The 19933-nt window shown below is 41.0% G+C and carries 24 protein-coding genes; 17 read left to right on the forward strand and 7 right to left on the reverse strand.

The window, feature by feature from the left end:
- The first annotated feature begins 113 nt into the window (after positions 1-113).
- The 3 genes from ACHZES_RS01080 (at position 114) to ACHZES_RS01090 (ending at position 3470) form a co-directional block, all read left to right on the forward strand.
- Positions 114-1352 carry a cation:proton antiporter gene (locus ACHZES_RS01080; RefSeq protein WP_395548661.1) on the forward strand — a complete coding sequence of 413 codons (1239 nt, stop codon included), beginning with the start codon at positions 114-116 and terminating at the stop codon, positions 1350-1352.
- Positions 1353-1386: 34 nt separating this feature from the next.
- Positions 1387-1731 (forward strand): hypothetical protein, encoded by a 345-nt coding sequence (locus tag ACHZES_RS01085; RefSeq protein WP_038284763.1) that lies wholly within the window; start codon positions 1387-1389, stop codon positions 1729-1731.
- A 344-nt stretch (positions 1732-2075) separates the two neighbouring features.
- Positions 2076-3470, forward strand: coding sequence for a peptidoglycan binding domain-containing protein (locus tag ACHZES_RS01090; protein ID WP_395548660.1), 1395 nt, complete (start codon positions 2076-2078; stop codon positions 3468-3470).
- Positions 3471-3574: 104 nt separating this feature from the next.
- On the opposite strand, the gene ACHZES_RS01095 is transcribed toward ACHZES_RS01090, so the two are convergent.
- From ACHZES_RS01095 to ACHZES_RS01105, 3 genes are all read right to left on the reverse strand, one after another.
- Complete coding sequence (locus ACHZES_RS01095; RefSeq protein WP_353655091.1) at positions 3575-3802, reverse strand: DUF6774 domain-containing protein; 228 nt, start codon at positions 3800-3802, stop codon at positions 3575-3577.
- Positions 3803-4127: 325 nt separating this feature from the next.
- On the reverse strand, positions 4128-4433 hold the full coding sequence (locus ACHZES_RS01100) for an AzlD domain-containing protein (protein WP_395548659.1): 306 nt from the start codon (positions 4431-4433) through the stop codon (positions 4128-4130).
- Positions 4426-5148 (reverse strand): AzlC family ABC transporter permease, encoded by a 723-nt coding sequence (locus tag ACHZES_RS01105; protein WP_089991048.1) that lies wholly within the window; start codon positions 5146-5148, stop codon positions 4426-4428. Before ACHZES_RS01105 ends, ACHZES_RS01100 begins: the two co-directional genes overlap by 8 nt.
- A gap of 126 nt (positions 5149-5274) precedes the next feature.
- Here ACHZES_RS01105 and ACHZES_RS01110 point away from each other — a divergent pair, with 126 nt between their 5' ends.
- Positions 5275-6159: a LysR family transcriptional regulator gene (locus ACHZES_RS01110; protein WP_404820312.1), complete on the forward strand. Its 885-nt coding sequence runs from the start codon at positions 5275-5277 to the stop codon at positions 6157-6159.
- A gap of 58 nt (positions 6160-6217) precedes the next feature.
- Positions 6218-6742 (forward strand): NUDIX hydrolase, encoded by a 525-nt coding sequence (locus ACHZES_RS01115; RefSeq protein WP_395548657.1) that lies wholly within the window; start codon positions 6218-6220, stop codon positions 6740-6742.
- On the opposite strand, the gene ACHZES_RS01120 is transcribed toward ACHZES_RS01115, so the two are convergent.
- The 3 genes from ACHZES_RS01120 to ACHZES_RS01130 are packed head-to-tail and all read right to left on the reverse strand — an operon-like array spanning position 6705 to position 8598.
- Positions 6705-7358, reverse strand: coding sequence for an ABC-2 transporter permease (locus tag ACHZES_RS01120; RefSeq protein ID WP_395548656.1), 654 nt, complete (start codon positions 7356-7358; stop codon positions 6705-6707). The two genes, ACHZES_RS01115 and ACHZES_RS01120, sit on opposite strands and share 38 nt — an antisense overlap.
- Positions 7355-8218, reverse strand: a complete 864-nt coding sequence (locus ACHZES_RS01125; RefSeq protein WP_395548654.1) for an ABC transporter ATP-binding protein — start codon at positions 8216-8218, stop codon at positions 7355-7357. The genes ACHZES_RS01120 and ACHZES_RS01125 overlap by 4 nt, the downstream gene beginning before the upstream one ends.
- Positions 8219-8220: 2 nt before the next feature.
- Positions 8221-8598: a GntR family transcriptional regulator gene (locus ACHZES_RS01130; RefSeq protein WP_038284718.1), complete on the reverse strand. Its 378-nt coding sequence runs from the start codon at positions 8596-8598 to the stop codon at positions 8221-8223.
- A gap of 427 nt (positions 8599-9025) precedes the next feature.
- Between ACHZES_RS01130 and ACHZES_RS01135 the strand changes: the two genes are divergently transcribed.
- Positions 9026-10942: an endonuclease MutS2 gene (locus ACHZES_RS01135; RefSeq protein ID WP_395548653.1), complete on the forward strand. Its 1917-nt coding sequence runs from the start codon at positions 9026-9028 to the stop codon at positions 10940-10942.
- A 416-nt stretch (positions 10943-11358) separates the two neighbouring features.
- Positions 11359-11772 carry a DUF2809 domain-containing protein gene (locus tag ACHZES_RS01140; protein WP_395548694.1) on the forward strand — a complete coding sequence of 138 codons (414 nt, stop codon included), beginning with the start codon at positions 11359-11361 and terminating at the stop codon, positions 11770-11772.
- Here the strand turns inward: ACHZES_RS01140 and ACHZES_RS01145 are convergent.
- Positions 11732-12277 carry a hypothetical protein gene (locus ACHZES_RS01145; protein WP_051835370.1) on the reverse strand — a complete coding sequence of 182 codons (546 nt, stop codon included), beginning with the start codon at positions 12275-12277 and terminating at the stop codon, positions 11732-11734. The two genes, ACHZES_RS01140 and ACHZES_RS01145, sit on opposite strands and share 41 nt — an antisense overlap.
- A gap of 94 nt (positions 12278-12371) precedes the next feature.
- Here ACHZES_RS01145 and ACHZES_RS01150 point away from each other — a divergent pair, with 94 nt between their 5' ends.
- The 10 genes from ACHZES_RS01150 (at position 12372) to ACHZES_RS01195 (ending at position 19909) form a co-directional block, all read left to right on the forward strand.
- Positions 12372-12950, forward strand: a complete 579-nt coding sequence (locus ACHZES_RS01150; protein ID WP_395548651.1) for an NUDIX hydrolase — start codon at positions 12372-12374, stop codon at positions 12948-12950.
- Between the two features lie 113 nt (positions 12951-13063).
- A complete protein-coding gene (locus ACHZES_RS01155; protein ID WP_013271785.1) occupies positions 13064-13399 on the forward strand; it encodes a cyclic-di-AMP receptor in 336 nt (111 codons plus the stop codon).
- Between the two features lie 157 nt (positions 13400-13556).
- The gene (locus tag ACHZES_RS01160) at positions 13557-13964 is read left to right on the forward strand and encodes a cytidine deaminase (RefSeq protein WP_395548693.1); all 408 of its coding nucleotides are present in this window, start codon (positions 13557-13559) and stop codon (positions 13962-13964) included.
- A gap of 18 nt (positions 13965-13982) precedes the next feature.
- Complete coding sequence (locus ACHZES_RS01165; protein ID WP_038284732.1) at positions 13983-15311, forward strand: pyrimidine-nucleoside phosphorylase; 1329 nt, start codon at positions 13983-13985, stop codon at positions 15309-15311.
- A 17-nt stretch (positions 15312-15328) separates the two neighbouring features.
- Positions 15329-15997, forward strand: coding sequence for a deoxyribose-phosphate aldolase (deoC, locus tag ACHZES_RS01170; protein ID WP_154520792.1), 669 nt, complete (start codon positions 15329-15331; stop codon positions 15995-15997).
- Between the two features lie 235 nt (positions 15998-16232).
- Complete coding sequence (locus ACHZES_RS01175; RefSeq protein ID WP_038284741.1) at positions 16233-16739, forward strand: CarD family transcriptional regulator; 507 nt, start codon at positions 16233-16235, stop codon at positions 16737-16739.
- Positions 16740-17051: 312 nt separating this feature from the next.
- On the forward strand, positions 17052-17867 hold the full coding sequence (locus ACHZES_RS01180; protein WP_395548649.1) for an alpha/beta fold hydrolase: 816 nt from the start codon (positions 17052-17054) through the stop codon (positions 17865-17867).
- 232 nt (positions 17868-18099) lie between these two features.
- The gene (locus ACHZES_RS01185) at positions 18100-18594 is read left to right on the forward strand and encodes a GNAT family N-acetyltransferase (RefSeq protein WP_395548648.1); all 495 of its coding nucleotides are present in this window, start codon (positions 18100-18102) and stop codon (positions 18592-18594) included.
- A 64-nt stretch (positions 18595-18658) separates the two neighbouring features.
- Positions 18659-18877: a GNAT family N-acetyltransferase gene (locus tag ACHZES_RS01190; protein ID WP_395548646.1), complete on the forward strand. Its 219-nt coding sequence runs from the start codon at positions 18659-18661 to the stop codon at positions 18875-18877.
- Positions 18878-19087: 210 nt separating this feature from the next.
- Complete coding sequence (locus tag ACHZES_RS01195; RefSeq protein ID WP_395548645.1) at positions 19088-19909, forward strand: hypothetical protein; 822 nt, start codon at positions 19088-19090, stop codon at positions 19907-19909.
- Positions 19910-19933: the final 24 nt, after the last annotated feature.

Below are 19933 nucleotides of genomic sequence, written 5' to 3' on the forward strand. Positions count from 1 at the left end.
TTGATGTGCAAAAATATACCAAAAGGAGGCCTCGTAGTAATAGGGTATCGATATATGCAAAAAGCGTTAAACGTATGTCATAAGGTTTAATATTATGATGTGGAGGAACAAAATTGAATTTTCTATTGAAAATCAGTATTGTAATATTGGTTGGAATTATAGGCGGGAAGGCAGCCAGAGTCTTTAAGCTTCCCAATGTATCTGGTTATTTGGTAGCAGGGTTATTTTTAGGACCCTCTTTTCTCCAATTTATTAGTTCAAGTGATATGGAATCATTTTCTGTAATTAATGAATTAGCCTTAGCAGTGATTGCTTTCAGCATAGGAAATGAATTTGTCATGAAAGATATGCTGAAATTAGGGAAATCCATCGTAATTATTACATTGGCAGAGGTTGTTGGAGCCATTATTATTGTTTTTACTGTTATGTATTATTTACTAAATCAGCCTTTTGCATTTAGCATTGTAATAGCATCAATGTCAGCCGCAACGGCACCGGCCGCAACTTTATTAGTAATAAGGCAGTATAACGCACATGGCCCATTAACAAAAACAATATTACCTGTAGTTGCATTAGATGATGTGTTTGGAATAATCGCTTTTGGAATTGCCATGTCTTTAGCAACCCTGTCGACAGGCCAACGGGATTTTTCCATAGTGCAAATGGTTAGCGGACTGGTTATTGAGATAGGAGGCTCCATTTTACTAGGTTTGGTTTTGGGGTTTATTCTTACTTTTTTTGCGAAGAAATCAAACGGCCGCGACGAGCTTCAGGCAGCATCACTCATGGCAATTGGAATCGCAACAGGAATATCTATTAGTTTAGGATTATCACCTTTATTAACGTGTATAATGATGGGGACCACCGTAGTAAATACATATAAAAAGTCAAAGAGAGTTTTTGACTCAATCAATGATTTTGCATCACCAGTCTATATCTTATTTTTTACATTAGCAGGTGCCAGCTTGGATTTAAGTATTTTAGTCAGCGTAGGAATTATGGGGGTCGCTTATGTAATTGCAAGAGCCAGTGGAAAAATGTTTGGTGCATGGATGGGTGCAAAAGCTGTGAAAGCCGATCCCAATATTACGAAATACCTCGGTTTAGGATTACTCCCTCAAGGTGGTATATCCATTGGTCTTCTTGTATTGGTGCGTCAGCAATTACCGGAATATGCCGTGGCTATTGGTACCATAATTATGTTTAGCGTATTAATTTATGAAGTAACAGGTCCTATATTTGCTAAGCTGGCGATACAAAAGGCCGGTGAAATCGGTCAATTGGAAAAGCAGGAAGAAAAACATAATCAGAAGAAAAATATTGTTGTTCATGCTTCGCAGTCATTTGATTAAATTAAGTAAGAATATTAAAATTGGGGGTGGAATTATGTACGTTTTATTTATTGTTTTAAACGCAGTTGACAGTCTCGATGACATTTTATCCGGGTTTGTAAGAGAAGGAATTAGTGGTGCAACCATCTTGGACAGCCAGGGAATGGGAAGTGCTATTGTAAATAATGAGAATAGGAGCGTCCCGTTATTCAGCTCCTTACATATGCTTCTAAGTGATTCGCATCCTTATAGTAAAACAATTTTTACTGTTCTTGAAAACGAAAGTCTGATAGAGAAAGCGGTAGCAGTCGTTCAGGATGCAGTTGATGGCATATCAGATACTGGGAGTGGATTTATGTTTACAGTTCCCATCGGTAAAGTTTATCAGATGAATCGATAGGACGAATCAGATGATACAGTTCTCTTACTCCCACAGCCTAACAGCTGAAGATGTTAAAAAGGCCATAGGTGTTGGAGGAGTAGGTCTTGCAGGACGGCACTTTTTGAATCCTTTCAGTGCTTTCCGGTATGTACAGGCCGTGAATAAAATGACATATATTACAGGGGTGTTGCGGAACGAATGCATTGTTCTGCAACACCCCTTTCCGTTACCCCTAACCGACAAGAAGCAATTATGATATTAGTATACGAATATTTAAGCTATAAAATTGGAAATGCATACATAATATAGAGTGAATATTATGCTAAAGTATAGTGCATGTGTATTTTGATGAGAGGTATAATATGGGGAATGAGAAGATTAAAGTACTCTCCAAAAGAGGATATATTGGAAATACTATAATTGTTATAGCTTCAATAATACTGATATATTTACTTGTTTCTTTATATTTCATAAATCATTTTTATATTTTCACTGTAATCAATGGAGTAAATGTCTCGTTAAAAGCGAATGATGATGTAGATCGGATCATGGAGTATTACGTAAATGACTATAAGCTGCGGCTAATAGAAAGAAGTGGGGAAATCGAAGACATAACCGGGCGGGAGGTTGGACTGGAATACAATGGAAAAGATAATATTACAGATCTCCTCCGTAAACAGAATTCACTAAAATGGTTAGCTTCATTATTTGAACATCAAAAACTATATTCAAATGATTTATTTATTTATAATAAAAAAGCCTTAGAAAATAAAATAAGCGAATTAAATTGCTTGAATAATAATCTGATTGAACCACAAAATGTGGGTTTTAAATATTCTAATGGTTCCTATGAACTGGTGGAAGAAGTGTATGGAAATAAAATTAGGAAAGAAGAGTTAAATAAAGCGATTCAATCAAGCATTTTAATGGGAGAGACTAGATTAGATCTAAATGAAAAACTTTGTTATGAAAATCCGAAATATACCTTAACCTCTGTTAAAACTCATAAAACCAAAGAACTTTTAAATAAGTACGTATCAACCAATATTACCTATGTATTTGGTACCAAAAAGGAAATGCTAGATGGGAATTTGATACATAAATGGCTTAGTGTAGATGACAGTTTGGATGTGGAAATAAATAAAGCCGCGATTATGAAGTATGTAAATGGATTGAGCAAAAAATATGATACGGTCGGAATTACAAGAAATTTTCAGTCATCGGTCGGGAAAACAGTCGAAGTGAAAGGTGGACTTTATGGCTGGAAAATTAATCAGGACGCTGAGACTAAGGAACTACTGGAAAATATAAACCATGGCCTGATACTTACCAAGGAACCTGTTTATACGCAAAAAGCTTTTTCCCGAGATGGGAATGAAATAGGTAATACCTATGTAGAAATCAACATAACCAGGCAGCATATATGGTTTTATAAAGATGGGAAGTTGATAATTCATGGCCCAGTGGTAACCGGGAATCCCAACAGAGGAAATTCAACTGTGGTGGGGGCTTATATGCTTAACTATAAGCAAAGAGATACCGTCTTGACAGGACCTGGTTATGCGGCGGATGTGAAGTACTGGATGCCTTTTTATGGAAATATAGGAGTTCATGATGCGAGTTGGCGGCGTTCCTTCGGAGGTGAAATATACAAAAGAAAAGGTACGCATGGTTGTGTAAATGCTCCAGTATATTTAGCGAAAATAATTTTTGAACATATAGAAGAAGGGGTTCCGATTATTTCCTATGAGGAATAGAAAAATAGAGCAATATGATATTATGGAATAATTAAGTAATGGATTAAGAAGAACGCCCATAAAAGAGCGTTCTTTTTGTATGCCGAAAGGATATATTGGAAGAGCTAAGATTTTTCGTCTGCCTTGTTAGATTGATCGGAGGAGGAAGTCGTTGATGAAGATTTGTCGTTTGCAGATGAATTACAGATTGATCGGCGAACAGCGATTGCATTTAATGAATCACTTAACAATAGTGTGTCTGCAGCCATTAGTGCTAATTCATCATCATTTAAACAATCTGCTATTTGACAGGCCAATGCAGAAATAAATAGTACATCGCAGCAATAACTCATATTATCCCCCCAATTATATATATGAAAGAGTCATTGTTTTATACCTTTAATTAAGACGGCAGAGGGAGGGATAATTTATGAGGCTTATTCTAGGCCGTAGGCTTTAATTAATTGTTTTAAGGTGAGATTGAAATGATATTATCTACGAGGTTTCATAAAATCCATTTCGCAGGTGATGTCTATGATTGCAGTGATTCGTACTATACGGTTAGATAAATACAAAGGTGAGAATTAAACAAGCTACTCAATTGATGGAATTTTTACAGTTACAATACTAATTTACATTGCAATTTTTGTTCTGCTATTGCCAAGCTATTGGGTTCTTTTACAGAAAGAATTCCATTACAAAAACAACCATGCAGGCGGCTATGGAAACCTGGAACAGGCTTTTTTCCTTATAAGCCAGAATGGCTGCCACCATAAGGGCGGCGGCACCGGACCATATGCTTTTGGTGGCCGAAAGAATGGCAGGAAAGGTCATTACCGACAATGTTACATAGGGGACATAGTAAAGGAAAGACCGGATAAAGGGTGTCTTTATTTCCTGCCGGATCAGGGTCAGGGGAAGGACTCGGATAAAATAGGTAACAGCGGCCATGACTAGTATGTAAAAATAGATTCGGTTATTCATGGGAAACCTCCATAGTGTCCGGTACCGGGAACAAAACAGCAGCAGCTCCTGCGATCAGTACCGTTAGAATGATCAATCTGAGTCCGGAAGAAACTCCGTTCAGTGCCGGAATCAGGAAAAACAAAAGACTAAAGACCATGGAAACGACGGTTACTCCCGCCAGAATCCGATCTTTCTTTGCAGGGGGGATGATAATTGCCAGAAACATTCCATATAGGGCAACTCCCAAAGCACTTAAAGCCCTTTCGGGAAGAAGCTGGCCTAGGAACGCTCCCGCTGCGGTTCCAAGGGTCCAGCCAGGAACGGCAAGCAGAAACAAGCCGTAGCAGTACCAGGGGTTTAACGGACCCGGCTTACAAACGGAAACGCCGAAGATTTCATCCGTTATTCCATAACCGATCAACAGACGATGATAAAATGGGGTTGTTTTATCAAGCTTTTGGGATAGGGAGCAGGACATGAGACTATAGCGCAGATTAATGACCAGTTGGGCTATGGCCATTTCAGCAAAGGGTGCACCTGCCGTAATGATGCCCAGGCCGGCAAACTGTCCTGCTGACGTCAGACTGGTAAGGGAGATTGCAATGGACTGCCAAGGTGACAGTCCATAATTTATTGCCATAATTCCGAAGGTAAAGGATACGGCAAAGTAACCGAGGCAAATAGGGATTCCATCCTTTATTCCGGATTTCAGCTGTTCTCTTCTGGTATTCATTATATTCCTCCTCATCGTGTGCGACTGTCCTAATTATGCTATAAAAATATATCATGATCCTTTACATCAGTAAAACAAATGTTTATAATGAAAACATTAGAAAAACTTATGATAAGGAGCGGGGATATGAAGCGGTACCGGGCAGTTATGAAGATTGTTGAAACAGGTGGATTTACCAGGGCTTCCGAAGAACTTGGATATACTCAGTCTGCCGTCAGCCAGATGGTGCAGTCCTTAGAGGAGGAACTGGGAACGGTACTGTTTATCCGTTCTAAAAAAGGTGTGGTATTGACCCCCGATGGAGCAGAGCTTTTACCTTACATAAAAAATATATACCATGCTTACAGGGAGCTGACGGAGAAGCGAAAAGAGATGGAAGGGATCCAGAATGCCACCATCCGGATCGGTACCTTTGCCAGTGTATCCTGCCATTGGCTGCCAGGATTAATTAAGACGTTTAAGGAGAAATACCCATTGGTCAGCTTTGAACTCTACCAGGGAGATTATACGGCCGTTGAGCAGCTGGTTAAGGAGGGAAGCGTGGATTTTGGTCTCATCAATCCCCAGGCAGTAGGAGATCCGGAGCTTAAGACCATCCCATTAAAGAAGGACCCCATGCTGGCCGTCCTTCCACTTTCTCATCCTCTGGCCAGGCATAAAAAGATCTTATTGGAGGAGCTGGCCTCAGAACCATTTATACTTCTGGAAGAAGGCAGCTTGAGTGAACCCATGGAAAGTTTTCGTGAGCATGGGATCAAACCCAATATCCAGTATATCGTCCATGATGATTATACAATCATGGCCATGATTGAAAAAGGACTGGGAGTCGGGATCTTATCTGAGCTCATATTAAACCGTGCGGATTATCATAATCTAGTAAGAGAGACAAAACCGCCATTAGCCAGAACCATTGGCGTTGTCTTTAAGGATAAGAAGATTCTCCCTGTTGCCAGCAGGCAATTCCTGGAGTATCTCACAGAGGAATATGGAGAATTAGGACCCAGGGCCTAAAGGGGCCTGGAGAAAAAGGACAGCTTTCGGAAAAAGCTTAGCTATGGAGGGAATAATAATGGGCCATAAAAATTTAACAACACTTTGTTATATCCAGCAGGAAGAAAGTTATTTAATGCTGCACCGGATTAAAAAGAAGGACGATATGAACCAGGACAAATGGCTGGGAGTAGGAGGCCATTTGGAGGAAGGGGAGAGTCCGGAGGAATGTCTTTTGCGAGAGGTAAAGGAAGAGACCGGATTGTCCCTGACTTCCTACCGGCTTAGAGCCATTATCACCTTTGTATCAGACAAGTATCCGGATGAATACATGTTTTTATACACCGCAGATGGATACGAAGGGTTCTTGACTGAATGTGCGGAAGGAGAGCTTAAATGGATCCCCAAAAAAGAAATAGGAGGGCTGTCTCTTTGGGAAGGAGACCGTATTTTCTTTGAACTGTTGCTCACGGATATTCCTTTCTTTTCCTTAAAGCTTGTGTATACCGGTGATCATCTCTCGGACGCTTTTTTAAATGGCAACCCATTGGTGCTGCCGCCGGATGCTACAAAAGTTCCTTGCCCTCAAAAAGTGCATAACTGATCTTATACATGAAGAAGTTCCAGACCAGTGCAAGAATCGGAGAGCAGCACAGAAGGATAAATATCGTCTGATCCGTAAATGATACGCCCATCAAGATGAATAGTTTATAGATGCCAAAGAAGATGGCAGCAGGAATCAAACAGGAAACAAGCATTAATATACGGGCCTTTTCTGCGCCGAATTTAAACAGAAGAGGGATTGACATGCTTCCTGCAATTTCTGAAATCATCAGGCTCGCAGCACCGGTAAACAGCAGAGTGAGCATGTCATTTATGCTGCTAAATATACCCTGATGCGCTATGGTGCCGCCTATCGCGCCAATGACCAGTCCGATGACAGCGCCAATGGCTGAGAAGATCAGAAGAACAATAAATTTGCTGATTACGATATCCTTTCTGGTAACCGGCATAACCATTGCGTATTTCAGCCATTTGGATTGATCATCAAAGCTGAATGTCGTGATGATCATCATGCTGCATAGAATGCCGCTCATAATAATATAACCTTCCACTCCGGATGAAGGAATAAGAGCGAAAGCTAATATCAGCAGTATAAAAATCATGGACTTGGCATTGTGACCGATGTTATATAAATCTTTTAAAATCAAGCTTTTCATTTTACCTGGTCTCCCTTTACATAGAGAAGAAGGATATCGTCAATAGTGGCATCATCCACCACTGACGTTTTGTACTTACGGCGGGCCTTTTCTTTGTCTGCCACCAGCACATCCCATTGATAGTCACGTTTCCGGTAAGCGAGGATCTCTGATTGATCGATAGCCTCGAACTGATCTGTTTTACACCGGATAATTCCATATTGGTAGCGCAATTCATCCTTTTCTTTGCAGAATAAGGTTTTCCCTTTATGAATAAAGGTGATATAATCCGCCACCTTTTCCAGATCCGTAGAAATATGGGACGACATAAGGATCGAATGGTTCTCATCCTGTACGAAGTCCAGAAACAAATCCAGCATATCGTCACGCATGACCGGGTCAAGCCCGCCGGTTGCTTCATCAAGGATCAGAAGCTTCGGTTTATGGGAAAGCGCAACTGCAATGCTAAGTTTCATTTTCATTCCTCTGGAAAATGTTTTAATCTCTTTGCGGGGAGGAAGCTGTAGCTTTTTCAAATAATTATCATAGGCGGTTTCATCCCACTGTTTATAGGCAGCCGCCGATATTCTGCCTATTTTGGCCGGTGTAAGGGTTTCATAGAAATTGATGCCGTCAAACACGACTCCTATGTTTTCTTTGATGTTTCTGGGATAGGAAGAAAGCTCCTGCCCCCAGAACTTAACCACACCTTCGTCCTTTTTAATAAGATCCAGGATTGCATTGATCGTGGTACTTTTACCGGCGCCGTTCTCACCGATCAATCCCATAATAGCACCTTTGGGAATGGAAAATGATACATGATCCAATTTAAAATCAGGATACTGTTTCGTTAAGTTTTCAACTTGCAAAATTGGTTCCATTTTTACTCCTCCTCCTGGTAAAACATGGTTAACAGTTCTATCAGTTTGCCCAGTGATATACCGCTGGTACGGGCAATATCGGCGGCTTCCTGCAGATGTTCCTCCGCTTTTCGCTGCTGTTCTTCCTGAAAAAAATCTTTGTTTTGTGCCGATACAAAACTGCCTCGCCCAACAGTTGTTTCAATGAAGCCGTCCCGTTGTAAATCCTCATAGGCTTTTTGTACGGTGATGACGCTGACATGAATGGATTTAGCCAATGCCCGCATGGATGGAATAGGATCTCCGGTCTGCAGTTCTCCGCTCATAATCAGCGCCTTTATCTGCGAAGTGATCTGTTCATATATGGGCTTATTTGTATTACTGCTGATTATAATCTCCACAGTAGGTCTCCTTAGTGTTGTGTAGTGTACTTAGTGAACAAGTACATTATAAGCAGTGCATTTCGCCATGTCAATAGGGAAAAGAAAAAAAGATTGACCGGATTTTCTTTCCGTGGTATAGTGATGGAAGTATAAAAGATAGGATGTGTGTGTTTGTTAATTGTATTTAATCATGGAGCATAAGGCAGTTTAATATGAAAAACAGGAGTCGGATCAGGAAGGCCATAGGTCTTACCTTTGTTTCGTGTACCTGTTTTGCCCATGAGATACAAAGCAGACAGAATAAGGTTAAAAGCCTGTAAGACGTCAATTTGTGGTCTTACCGGCTTTTTTTGCGCGATGAACGAGCAGAACTAACATACTGTCTGCCCTATGCTCCATGAACCTCAGGGAACCAGTTGAAATGACGAATAATGAGGAGAATTACATGGATCACACATTTCAGATTTTAGAATTTAATCTTATATTAGAAAAACTTGAAGAATTTGCACACACGGAAGCAGCGAAGGAGCATATAAAAAATTTGACCCCATGTCTGAAGGAGGGCGAGGTGAAAAAGAGCCTTCGTGATACGACCGAGGCCAGGACCATCATTGACCGGATGGGGCTTCCTCCCGCAGTCAGCATGAATGGTCTGAAGGAAATTATGATTACGGCAAGACAGGGCGGCTGCCTGTCTGCAGAAGAACTGGAACAGACAGGAGGAATGCTCACCGCAGTAAAACGGTTTAAGGACTTTTTAAACCGGTGCAAATACTTGGAGCTTGGCCTGCCTTATTATGAGCAGGACTTAAACCCATTGGAGGATCTGGCAAGGGAGATTTATGAAAGCGTCAGAAATGGCAAAGTAGAGGACAGCGCCAGCAAGCAACTAAAAAATATCCGCCAGGAAGTGGCCAGATTGGAAGAAAAGCTGCGGGCAAAAGCAGAGTCCATTTTAAGGGGTAACAAAAAATATTTTTCCGATTCTTATGTGACCATAAGAAACGGCAGACTTTGCCTCCCTGTTAAAAAAGATTACAGGTCAGGGGTTCCCGGCAGTGTCATTGACCAGTCAGCAACCGGCTCCACCCTTTTTATTGAACCGACAGCCATAACAGAGCTTAACGGGCAGCTGGAGCTTTTAAGAATTGAGGAGGAAAATGAGGCAAGAAGGATCCTGTATATGCTTACTGCCTCAGTGGAAGAAAATTTAGAGGTTCTGGAAGGGAATAAACGCCTTCTTGAAAAACTGGATTTCCTGTTTGCAAAGGGAAGCCTAAGTGCCTCTATGGCAGGTACCAGCCCAGGCATTAATACGGATCGGATCATAAAAATCGTAAACGGACGCCATCCATTCATGAGCCCGGAAACCGTGGTGCCTTTAAATTTTGAACTGGGAAAGAAGGAACGGGGAATTGTAATTACCGGACCCAATACAGGAGGAAAAACCGTATCCATCAAGACGGTGGGACTGTTCTCCCTTATGGCCCAATGCGGCCTTCACCTGCCCTGCGAAGAAGCCGATCTTTGTATGAACAGTCAGGTGCTCTGTGATATCGGAGACGGTCAAAACATTACGGAAAATTTATCCACCTTTTCCGCCCATATCACCAATGTAATGAAGATCTTAAAGGAAGCCGGTCCGGAGAGCCTGGTCATCCTTGATGAGCTTGGATCAGGAACAGACCCGGCGGAAGGAATGGGAATCGCCATTGCCATACTGGAAGAGTTAAGAAGCAACGGCTGCCTTTTTCTGGCAACCACCCATTATCCCGAGGTAAAGACTTACGCTAAAGAGGCAGAGGGTATTACCAACGCACGAATGGCTTTTGATAAGGAAACCCTTAGGCCTCTTTACCGTATGGAGATTGGGGAGGCGGGGGAAAGCTGTGCTCTTTATATAGCCAAACGGCTGGGAATGCCGGATTCTATGATAAGAAGAGCCAGAAGATACGCTTACGGAGAGCAGAAAAGCTTATGGGAAGAAGAGTCAAAAACCTTAAAAGAGAGTGCTGAACACTTGAACTTAAAAGGCCCCAAAATAGAAAAAATGAAAAAGACGACGGTGAATAAAAATGTAATGGAAAAAAAGTTCACCATCGGAGACAGCGTGTTAGTTTATCCGGATAAGAAAAAGGGAATTGTATGCAAGCCTGTGAATGATAAAGGGGTGCTGCAGGTCCAGATGCCGGATAAGAAAATCTGGGTCAACCAGAAACGGGTAAAGCTTCTTGTTGCCGCAGAGGAACTTTATCCGGAGGATTATGATTTTTCCATAATTTTTGATACCGTAGAAAACAGAAAGGCAAGGCATAAGATGGAAAAGGGATATCAGGAAGGTCTGGAAATCAGAATAGAGTGATCCCAAGGCCCTAAAAGGCCGCCGTCAAGCCATGCCAAAAAGAGCCGGACGCCAATACCGTCCGGCTCTTTTTGATCTTTTTGATCTGACCAATGTTGAAATTCTATGGCAGAATTAACAGGATATTGTGTTAATTTGACGGCATTGCATACCTTATGGTAAAATATGTAAGATAGCTGAAGTTCATATTAGGGGGGATGGGCTTTGACGTTTGTGAATTTTATGTCGATCTGGTAAACAAATTAAAAGTAAAGGGTCTTTAGAAATGTAAAAATACGATTCTTATGAAGCGGGTGAAAATAACCTCCGGCATGAGAAGACACATAAATGCCGGAGGTTATCTGACAGGTAAGCCTTGGGCTATGCTGCCTTAATTCTAATTGAAAAAGGAGTGTATCGTGAGATTCAGATTAAACATGAAGTACCTATGCGCCTTTATTATAGTATTCATTATTGAAGTACTTATCGCTCTTTTCATTCATGATAAATTCATCAGGCCATATGTTGGCGACATTTTGGTTGTGGTTCTGATTTATTGCTTTATTAGGTCATTTGTGGGAATAGAAGGAAAGCTGCTCCCACTGTACATATTTGTATTTGCTGCATTGACGGAGGTGGGGCAGTATTTTCATTTAGTGAAGCTGCTTGGCCTTAGCGATTATAAAATAGCGAGGATCATCATTGGTTCGACCTTTGATTTAAAGGACATTGCTTGCTATCTGGCAGGCTGTATCGGATTATTCTTGTTTGAAATGGTAAAGCAGCATAAAAAATCAGGTGAAATGCCGCCTATGTTTGAAAAGGGAAGGGAACAGCAAGGTCGTTATTAAGTTCAGCCAGGATGAGCCGGAAGATCTGTACGTGGCAGAGTTCATCTGCAATGATCCTGTTTAAGATTGCTTTGATCCGGCAATCGTCGATCCATTGGAGCTGAGCCTGGTATTTCCTGATGGCTTCCAACTCGCTTTCCAGGGAGTTGGCGACCAGGGGGCCGATCCGGGTGGGATAGCGGTTGCACGCAGGAGTCCAATACCTTAAATTTCCACCTTGAAAGCTCCACAGCCTGGGGTCTGCGCCCAGCATGATGGACAATTCGCCAAAGGTATTAAGATGATGCATCTCAACAATGCTGATTTTATGGAAGCATTCTGCTATGTCAAAAAAGAAGTTTCTGGTAATCATGCTGTTGTAAATATAAAGGCTGATTGCAGACATTTCGGAATTGCAATCACCGATGTTGGAAAGCATAGCGGCGGCATACGCTTTATTTTGAGACATGATCTCTATGGGAGGCCAGGGATCTTTGTCGGCAAAAACAAGAGCTGATAAATCCATATAATACCCTCATTTCAATTTATTCTATTTAAAATATATCCGCCAAATAATAGAGTATGACTTAAAAGCACAAGAAGATGGAGGAACGAAGGACATGGACTGCATAGAAAAATTCAGGAAAACAGTAGAAGATTTTTTGCCGTATAATGAGCAGGAAGAACGGGATAAGGAGATGCTGCTCCAGTACCTCTCGTCAGGGGAATCCATATTTTTCCGTGAAAGTTTAGGCGCCCATATGTCGGCGTCGGCCTGGGTAGTAAATCGGGCCCACGATAAAGTACTTATGGCCTATCATAATATCTATAATTCATGGGCATGGACCGGAGGTCATGCAGACGGGGAAACGGATTTACTTAAGGTGGCGGTCCGGGAAGCCATGGAAGAAACCGGAATCAGAACGGTTAGACCGGTTACCGATGACATCTTTTCTCTGGAGGTGCTGACGGTGGATGGTCATGAGAAGAAGGGAACTTATGTTTCCTCTCACCTTCACTTAAATGTGACCTATCTTCTGGAAGCGGATGACAGGGAGATTCTTCATAAGAAAGAAGATGAAAACAGCGCAGTGGGCTGGTTTCCGGTGGAAGAATGCTTAATGGCAGTAAACGAGCCATGGATGAGGGAGAGAATATACGGGAAACTGCTTGATAAAATGAGAGATATCAAATATTAACAAAGAATTGATAATTATTTTCTATTTTACTGTTTTATTTTTCCTGATTATGATTTATAATAGAGGAATCTAATCAACAAAGTTTTGCCAAATAAGATAGCGAGGTGGTAGATATGAAGATTATTTACGCGATCGTCAGCTCAGATGATGGAAACAGGGTGACTGATGTGCTGAATGAACACCAGTTCAGCGTGACAAAACTTGCCACAACAGGTGGTTTCTTAAAGAAAGGAAACTCTACATTAATGATCGGTACGGATGACGGACAGGTAGAAGAAGTCATCACTCTGATTAAAGATACCTGCGGAAAACGCCAAAAAATTACCTGCAATGTTCCGGCGCCAAATATTGCGTCTGTTTCAGCCGGATATATGATGATGCCGATGACAGTGGAACTTGGTGGAGCTACCATATTTGTAACTGACGTAGAACGATTTGAAAAGATTTGATGAACCGGCAAAGGGATTGCAGAGCAATCCCTTTTCGTAACTGCTGGAATGAATGAGCCGGTAGTAATGCAGTAAAAGTCAAATTCCTGCGGTAAGCTGCAGGTATATGACTGCCTTTATGAAAATAACAGGAGGTGTGTTCTTGAAACTGGATGAGATGACAAAAAGCATGCTGGTGGAAGAGGCTTATGAGGCTCAGAAAATGGCTTATGTGCCTTATTCGGATTTTTGCGTTGGAGCGGCCCTGCTTGCAAAGAACGGAAAGGTTTACCGTGGCTGCAACATTGAAAATGCATCCTTTACGCCCACAAACTGTGCGGAGCGTACGGCATTTTTTAAAGCGGTATCAGAAGGAGTCACGGAATTTGATGCCATAGCCATCGTTGGGAATAAAAGGGGCGAGAGGAGAGAACTATGTGCTCCCTGCGGAGTTTGCCGGCAGGTAATGGCTGAATTTTGTGATCCTGAGGAATTTAAGATCATTCTGGGAGCAGGAGAGGAGTCTTCCGTATATACCTTAAACGAACTGCTTCCTTTAGGGTTTACGAAAAAGAATCTGGATTAAGGGAGGTTTTTGAGTGTCATGAGAATGTACGATGTAATTGCAAAAAAGCGGAACGGAGAACCTCTGACAGAGGAAGAGATCCGCTTTATGATCAAAGGCTACGTAAAAGGAGATATTCCGGATTACCAGATGTCCGCCATGTTGATGGCCATTTATTTTAAGGGAATGAGCGATGAAGAAACAGCCATACTCACGGATGCAGTGGCTCATTCCGGTGATATGGTAGACTTATCGCCCATACAGGGAGTGAAAGTGGATAAGCACTCCACCGGAGGTGTGGGAGATAAGACGACTCTGGTGGTGGCTCCAATCGTGGCCGCCTGCGGGGTCAAGGTTGCGAAGATGTCAGGCCGCGGCCTGGGCCATACCGGAGGAACCGTCGATAAAATGGAATCCATACCGGGAATGCGGACTGTCCTGACAGAGGAAGAGTTTTTCCAAGTGGTCAACACCGCCGGACTTTCCGTTATCGGACAGTCCGGTAATCTGGCTCCAGCGGATAAAAAACTCTACGCTCTTCGGGATGTGACAGCAACCGTGGACAGCATTCCCTTAATTGCCGCTTCTATTATGAGTAAAAAACTGGCAGCAGGAAATGACTGTATTCTTTTGGATGTGAAGACCGGCAGCGGAGCATTTATGAAGACCCTTGAAGACTCCATCACTTTGGCGGAAAAGATGGTGGCGATTGGGGAGCATGCAGGTAAGAGGACCATGGCTCTCATAACTAATATGGACATTCCTTTAGGAAGCCTGATCGGCAACAGCTTAGAAGTCATTGAAGCAGTGGAAACCCTTCGTGGAAGAGGACCTGAAGATCTTAAGTCGGTTTGCCTAAACCTGGCTGCCGGTATGCTCTATCTGGCAGGAAAGGGAAGTATGGAAGAATGCCTGGCGCTGGCAGAAGGCGCCATTGCCGACGGAAGTGCCTTGGCGCGGCTTATCGCCATGGTGGAAGCTCAGGGAGGCGACTCTTCGGTGATCAAAGACACCTCGCTTTTTGCCAGAGCGGCCTTTGAAAGAGAAGTGAAGGCCTTAAAGAGCGGTTATATCACCCATATGAATACCGAGCAATGCGGAATCGCCTCCTCCCTTTTAGGAGCTGGTAGAGTTACTAAGGAGAGTGTGATTGATTATACGGCTGGAATCGCCCTTAAGAAAAAGGTAGGCCAGAAGGTGGAAGAGGGAGAGACCATAGCTTTGCTTTATGCTTCAAAGGAAGAGCTGTTTGCGGCTTCTGAGGAGGAATTTTTAAAGGCAGTCACCATAAGCGGGCAGAAGCCGGAGGCAGAACCTCTGATTTATGCCAGCGTTACCAAAGAAGGCGTAAGACGCCTGACAAAATAGAAAGGTAGGAAACTATAATGACAGATTTAGAAATGTTAAGCTATGTAGACCACACACAGTTAAAGGCGTTTGCCACTTGGGAGGATATAGAGGAGCTTTGTAAGGAAGCCGTGGAATATAAAACTGCTTCCGTATGTATACCTCCCTGCTATATCAGCCGGGTACATGATCAATTTCCAGGACTTAATATCTGTACTGTAGTCGGATTTCCTCTGGGCTACAGTGTAACAGAATCAAAGATCCTTGAGACGAAGAAAGCCATTGAAGACGGAGCCTCTGAGGTGGATATGGTAGTAAATATCAGTGATGTGAAAAATGGGGATTATGACAAGGTTGAAAAAGAAATCGCAGAACTGAAAAAAGAAACAGGCAAAAACATCTTAAAGGTTATCATTGAGGCCTGTTATCTGACCGAGGAAGAAAAGATTGCCATGTGTAAGGCAGTTACCGCAGCCGGAGCTGACTATATTAAGACTTCCACCGGTTTCGGAACTGGAGGGGCAACTCTTGAAGATATTGATTTATTTAAAAAGCACATCGGACCCGATGTCAAGATAAAAGCAGCCGGAGGAGTCAGAACCCTGGAGGATTTAAGAGCTTACATTGAAGCTGGATGCAGTCGTGTAGGTGCCAGTGCAGCTGTTAAACTGGCGGCACAGAATGAGAAAGTCACAGCAGGAAAATAGAATATATTTTCAACGCTCCAAAAGCGGCACTCTTATAAATGTCTGAATTTTGGAGCGTTTTTTAATTATTTTTATACAATTTTCACAAGTGAGGACAGGGCATCGTCTAGCTAAATTTCACGAAAATATGAAAAAAAACAAAAAACACTTACAAAAAATTTTTAAAGTGTTAGACTTAATATATAGAAATTGTAACTTTGTATCAAGTGTTGGCATTCAGGCAGGAGGAATAATTATGTTTCAGGTAAATGATCTAGTAGTATTCGGAACCCATGGAATATGCAGGGTAGAGGCGGTAGGAAGCCTTAACATGTCCTCAGTGGATGATGACCGCCTTTACTATACGCTGAAACCTCTTTATGAGGCACAGCAATGTGTTGTATATACGCCCGTAGACAATTTAAAGGCACCCATGAGAGAAGTATCTACCAGGGAAGAAGCCATAGAGCTGATTAATCTGATTCCAGATACTCCGACCACGTGGGTGCTTGACGATAGACAGCGAGAAGGAAACTATAAGGATATCATGATGAAAAATGAGTGTTCCGGATGGCTTCAGATTATTAAGACACTATATGTAAGGAAACAAAAGGGGTTGGCAGAAGGTAAAAAAAATTCGGCAAAGGATGATTTTTATTTTAAAATGGCGGAAGACCTGCTTTATGGAGAACTTGCCGTAGCCTTAGAACTGGAACCGGCCGCTGTGAAAGACATGGTCGTGACGAGGGTGATTGCTGAGTAAAAAAGGAAATGGAATCCTTGCGATAATACTCTCGTAGAAATGCAGTGCCTCCACTAGATAACTATTATAATATAACTTTGATCGCCTCAATTGTCACGTAAGGGTACTTGGTATATATCTGTGCATACCGAGTTCATGTCCAAGTGTATCCATCTCCTAAAGACCCCAAGGTACTTTGCAAGCAGTCCACAATCTCATATATCGATATTCACCTGTAGAAACGCAATGCTGAGCTGTCTATAAGGACGCAAAAGCTGAGCAAAGAGATAATATGATTGAAAGACTAAAAGGAATGAGAGGTATTAATCAAATATGATAAGTAAGATAGATAATCATCCTGTTTACTATGAAGAATATGGTTCAGGAAAACCTATACTCTGTATTCATGGGTTTCCAGAGGATCATAGAACCATGGTAGGGTGTGTTGAACCTATCATGGCGTCTTTTGATCATTACCGAAGGATTTATATTGATCTGCCGGGATTTGGTAGTTCCGAGATGAATCCGAATATAAAAAATGCAGATGATATGTTATCTTTTTTGATCAATTTTATAAAAGATGTCATTAAAGATGAAAGCTTTTTATTAGTTGGTCAATCTTATGGTGGGTATTTATCATTGGGACTGATGTTAAAAGGGAATCTAAATATTAGCGGAGTATTCTTATTATGTCCTTGCGTAATCAGTAAACATGAAAGTCGAAATCTTGCACAAAAAGAAATTCTTGTTATAGAACAGGATTTAAAACCTGAAGTTCGTGAAAAAGATGATTTTCAGGATTTTATGGATTATGCGGTTATTGCTACAACTAAAACATGGGGAAGATATAGAAATGAAATCATGCCAGGTTTAAAAAATGCTGATATAGATTTCATAAATACATACCAAAAAGATGGATATGGTTTTTCTTTTGAAGCATCGCTGAAAGATATAAACTTCAACAAACCTATTGCAGTATTAACAGGAAAGCAAGATAATTGTGTTGGTTATGAAGATACATGGGAATTAGTAAAACATTTACCACGTTTAAGTTTTCTGTGTCTTGATAAAGCAGGGCATAATCTGCAAATAGAAAATAAACCACTGTTTGATCTGCATTTTCATGATTGGCTAAAAAACTGTAGTTAAGTAGTTTTGGTGTCCATCCTGCTTACCAAGATCCCAAAAGATAATCAAAAAGGCTTGATATGACCGCCAGTAATATGTTTTCTAAACTACTCATAATGAGCACATTGCTGAGTCAATAAATTGAATAGGTATAAAAGACTACTAGCTATCAGTAATTAAGTTAGTAGTTTTTTTGCAAAAATTTAATCATAGATAGAGCAAATCAGATCATAAATGAAGGAGCAAGATGGTAATGCTTGACCAAACAGAGTTCACTGAAGACTATGCAAAAGAAATAAGCACTTGGAAATATGATAACGCATATAGTGTCTACAATTTTCCGAATTGGGATAAAATCGCAGAACAAAAGTGGGCAATTACCATAGCCGATAAGCGCAAAGAAGAGTTTAAGGCAGTTACAATAGAATTGGATGGAAAACTCCAACTATGTGGATATTTTCGATTTTCAATAAATAGTCAAATTGTTATGTTAGGATTGGGATTAAATCCCCGATTTTGTGGGAGCGGTTACGGTAAACAATTGATGAGTTTGATTATTCATGAATTTGAACAACGGTTTACTGATAAATTTCTTGAATTAGAAGTGAGGGCTTTTAACAAAAGGGCAATAAAGTGTTATACAAAAGCAGGTTTTTTCAAAGTTCAAGAATATAAGAAAGAAACGCCCGTTGGCATAGATAATTTTATATTAATGCGATATGATAAGAGTGATTTATTAAAAGTATAATGCAAAGCTATTAGTAACTTTTCCGGCAACATAAATATCGATATGTGCTAAAAGGAGGGAGCGTATGATTTTAGAAACAAAAAGATTAAAGACTAGAGAAATGTCACAAAATGATTTTTTTGATTTAGCTTCTATGTTGCAGGACGATGAGGTTATGTATGCATATGAGCACCAATTTACCGATGAGGACGTTTTGGTATGGCTCAATCGAAATATCGATCGCTATCGGGAATATGGTTTTGGACTGTGGGGAATATATTTAAAGGAGTCTGAGGAATTCTAAGAGATCCATTCCGTCATCAAGTCGGATAATTCAGCTTCCATAAAAGTTGCTGAGCGAAATGGCATGAAAAAAGTAAAAGAATTTTATACAACATACTACAACGGTGAGATGTTGCATTATCTGTATAAATTAAGTGTTTAAATATGATTTGATCTAGCAGCGAAACAGATTGTGAAAATCCGATTGACTATATGATTGGGGGGGCAACAGATGAATTATCAGGATTTAATTGTCAGTATGGAGAGATTTGGATCAACTAAACGTGATATTTGTATTCATAGCATTGGGATAGATCCAGATCAAATACATAAGAATGTAATTATCGCTCCTTGGTGGGAACCACCGATTTTTCCGGGTTTTGGAACTTTTGAATATTTAAGTGAATCCGATTATTCTTCGATAAAAGTTTGGAATCTCACGATTGATTGCTTGAAAATCAGTTATATAAAAACTGGAATCGGTGCACCTGTATTGATGGATGTTCTTTTAGCCTTGGGTGTTACCCCATGCAGGCAAATTGCTTTCATAGGGTCTGTTGGTTCTTTGGATGATAAAATAGGTATTGGAGATATTGTAATTCCGGCATATTCCATTTGTGGCGACGGTGCAAGTCGTTACATATCTTCTGATAAGCTTGCAGATGGCGATGCATTTGGTGAAAAACAATATCCAGATAAAATGATGTACGAGCGTTTAATAAAGGCCACCAGTTTTAGATGCGATGAAAGTGGTGTAAAGTGGCATATTGGGAATAATTACAGTACTGATACGGTATTTGCACAGTTTGTTCATATTGATGAAATCATAGGTATGGGCTGCAACGTCATTGAAATGGAAACAGCCGCGGCTTTTAAAGCTGCAGCTTTTGCTGGCATTCCAATGGCTGCACTCTTTAGCGTTTCGGATAATACGGTTGCCAATAAATCTTTAGTCAGTGGCCGTACGTCAGAGGAGATGCAGTATCGGAAAAAAGTACGGCGTGAGCTTTTTCCAAGAATTATTATAGACCTTTTTCAATCAGCGAACTTCTAATTTTTTTACAGTAAAGGAGAAATA

Source organism: Lacrimispora sanguinis (assembly GCF_044987295.1).
Lineage (GTDB): Bacteria > Bacillota > Clostridia > Lachnospirales > Lachnospiraceae > Lacrimispora > Lacrimispora celerecrescens_B.

Coding starts and splice junctions, on each gene's coding strand:
- ACHZES_RS01085 (WP_038284763.1), top strand. CDS start 1,387: ATGTACGTTTTATTTATTGTTTTAAACGCAGTTGACAGTCTCGATGAC.
- ACHZES_RS01090 (WP_395548660.1), top strand. CDS start 2,076: ATGGGGAATGAGAAGATTAAAGTACTCTCCAAAAGAGGATATATTGGA.
- ACHZES_RS01095 (WP_353655091.1), bottom strand. CDS start 3,802: ATGAGTTATTGCTGCGATGTACTATTTATTTCTGCATTGGCCTGTCAA.
- ACHZES_RS01100 (WP_395548659.1), bottom strand. CDS start 4,433: ATGAATAACCGAATCTATTTTTACATACTAGTCATGGCCGCTGTTACC.
- ACHZES_RS01105 (WP_089991048.1), bottom strand. CDS start 5,148: ATGAATACCAGAAGAGAACAGCTGAAATCCGGAATAAAGGATGGAATC.
- ACHZES_RS01110 (WP_404820312.1), top strand. CDS start 5,275: ATGAAGCGGTACCGGGCAGTTATGAAGATTGTTGAAACAGGTGGATTT.
- ACHZES_RS01115 (WP_395548657.1), top strand. CDS start 6,218: ATGGGCCATAAAAATTTAACAACACTTTGTTATATCCAGCAGGAAGAA.
- ACHZES_RS01120 (WP_395548656.1), bottom strand. CDS start 7,358: ATGAAAAGCTTGATTTTAAAAGATTTATATAACATCGGTCACAATGCC.
- ACHZES_RS01125 (WP_395548654.1), bottom strand. CDS start 8,218: ATGGAACCAATTTTGCAAGTTGAAAACTTAACGAAACAGTATCCTGAT.
- ACHZES_RS01135 (WP_395548653.1), top strand. CDS start 9,026: ATGGATCACACATTTCAGATTTTAGAATTTAATCTTATATTAGAAAAA.
- ACHZES_RS01140 (WP_395548694.1), top strand. CDS start 11,359: ATGAAGTACCTATGCGCCTTTATTATAGTATTCATTATTGAAGTACTT.
- ACHZES_RS01145 (WP_051835370.1), bottom strand. CDS start 12,277: ATGGATTTATCAGCTCTTGTTTTTGCCGACAAAGATCCCTGGCCTCCC.
- ACHZES_RS01150 (WP_395548651.1), top strand. CDS start 12,372: ATGGACTGCATAGAAAAATTCAGGAAAACAGTAGAAGATTTTTTGCCG.
- ACHZES_RS01155 (WP_013271785.1), top strand. CDS start 13,064: ATGAAGATTATTTACGCGATCGTCAGCTCAGATGATGGAAACAGGGTG.
- ACHZES_RS01160 (WP_395548693.1), top strand. CDS start 13,557: ATGACAAAAAGCATGCTGGTGGAAGAGGCTTATGAGGCTCAGAAAATG.
- ACHZES_RS01165 (WP_038284732.1), top strand. CDS start 13,983: ATGAGAATGTACGATGTAATTGCAAAAAAGCGGAACGGAGAACCTCTG.
- deoC (WP_154520792.1), top strand. CDS start 15,329: ATGACAGATTTAGAAATGTTAAGCTATGTAGACCACACACAGTTAAAG.
- ACHZES_RS01175 (WP_038284741.1), top strand. CDS start 16,233: ATGTTTCAGGTAAATGATCTAGTAGTATTCGGAACCCATGGAATATGC.
- ACHZES_RS01180 (WP_395548649.1), top strand. CDS start 17,052: ATGATAAGTAAGATAGATAATCATCCTGTTTACTATGAAGAATATGGT.
- ACHZES_RS01185 (WP_395548648.1), top strand. CDS start 18,100: ATGCTTGACCAAACAGAGTTCACTGAAGACTATGCAAAAGAAATAAGC.
- ACHZES_RS01190 (WP_395548646.1), top strand. CDS start 18,659: ATGATTTTAGAAACAAAAAGATTAAAGACTAGAGAAATGTCACAAAAT.
- ACHZES_RS01195 (WP_395548645.1), top strand. CDS start 19,088: ATGAATTATCAGGATTTAATTGTCAGTATGGAGAGATTTGGATCAACT.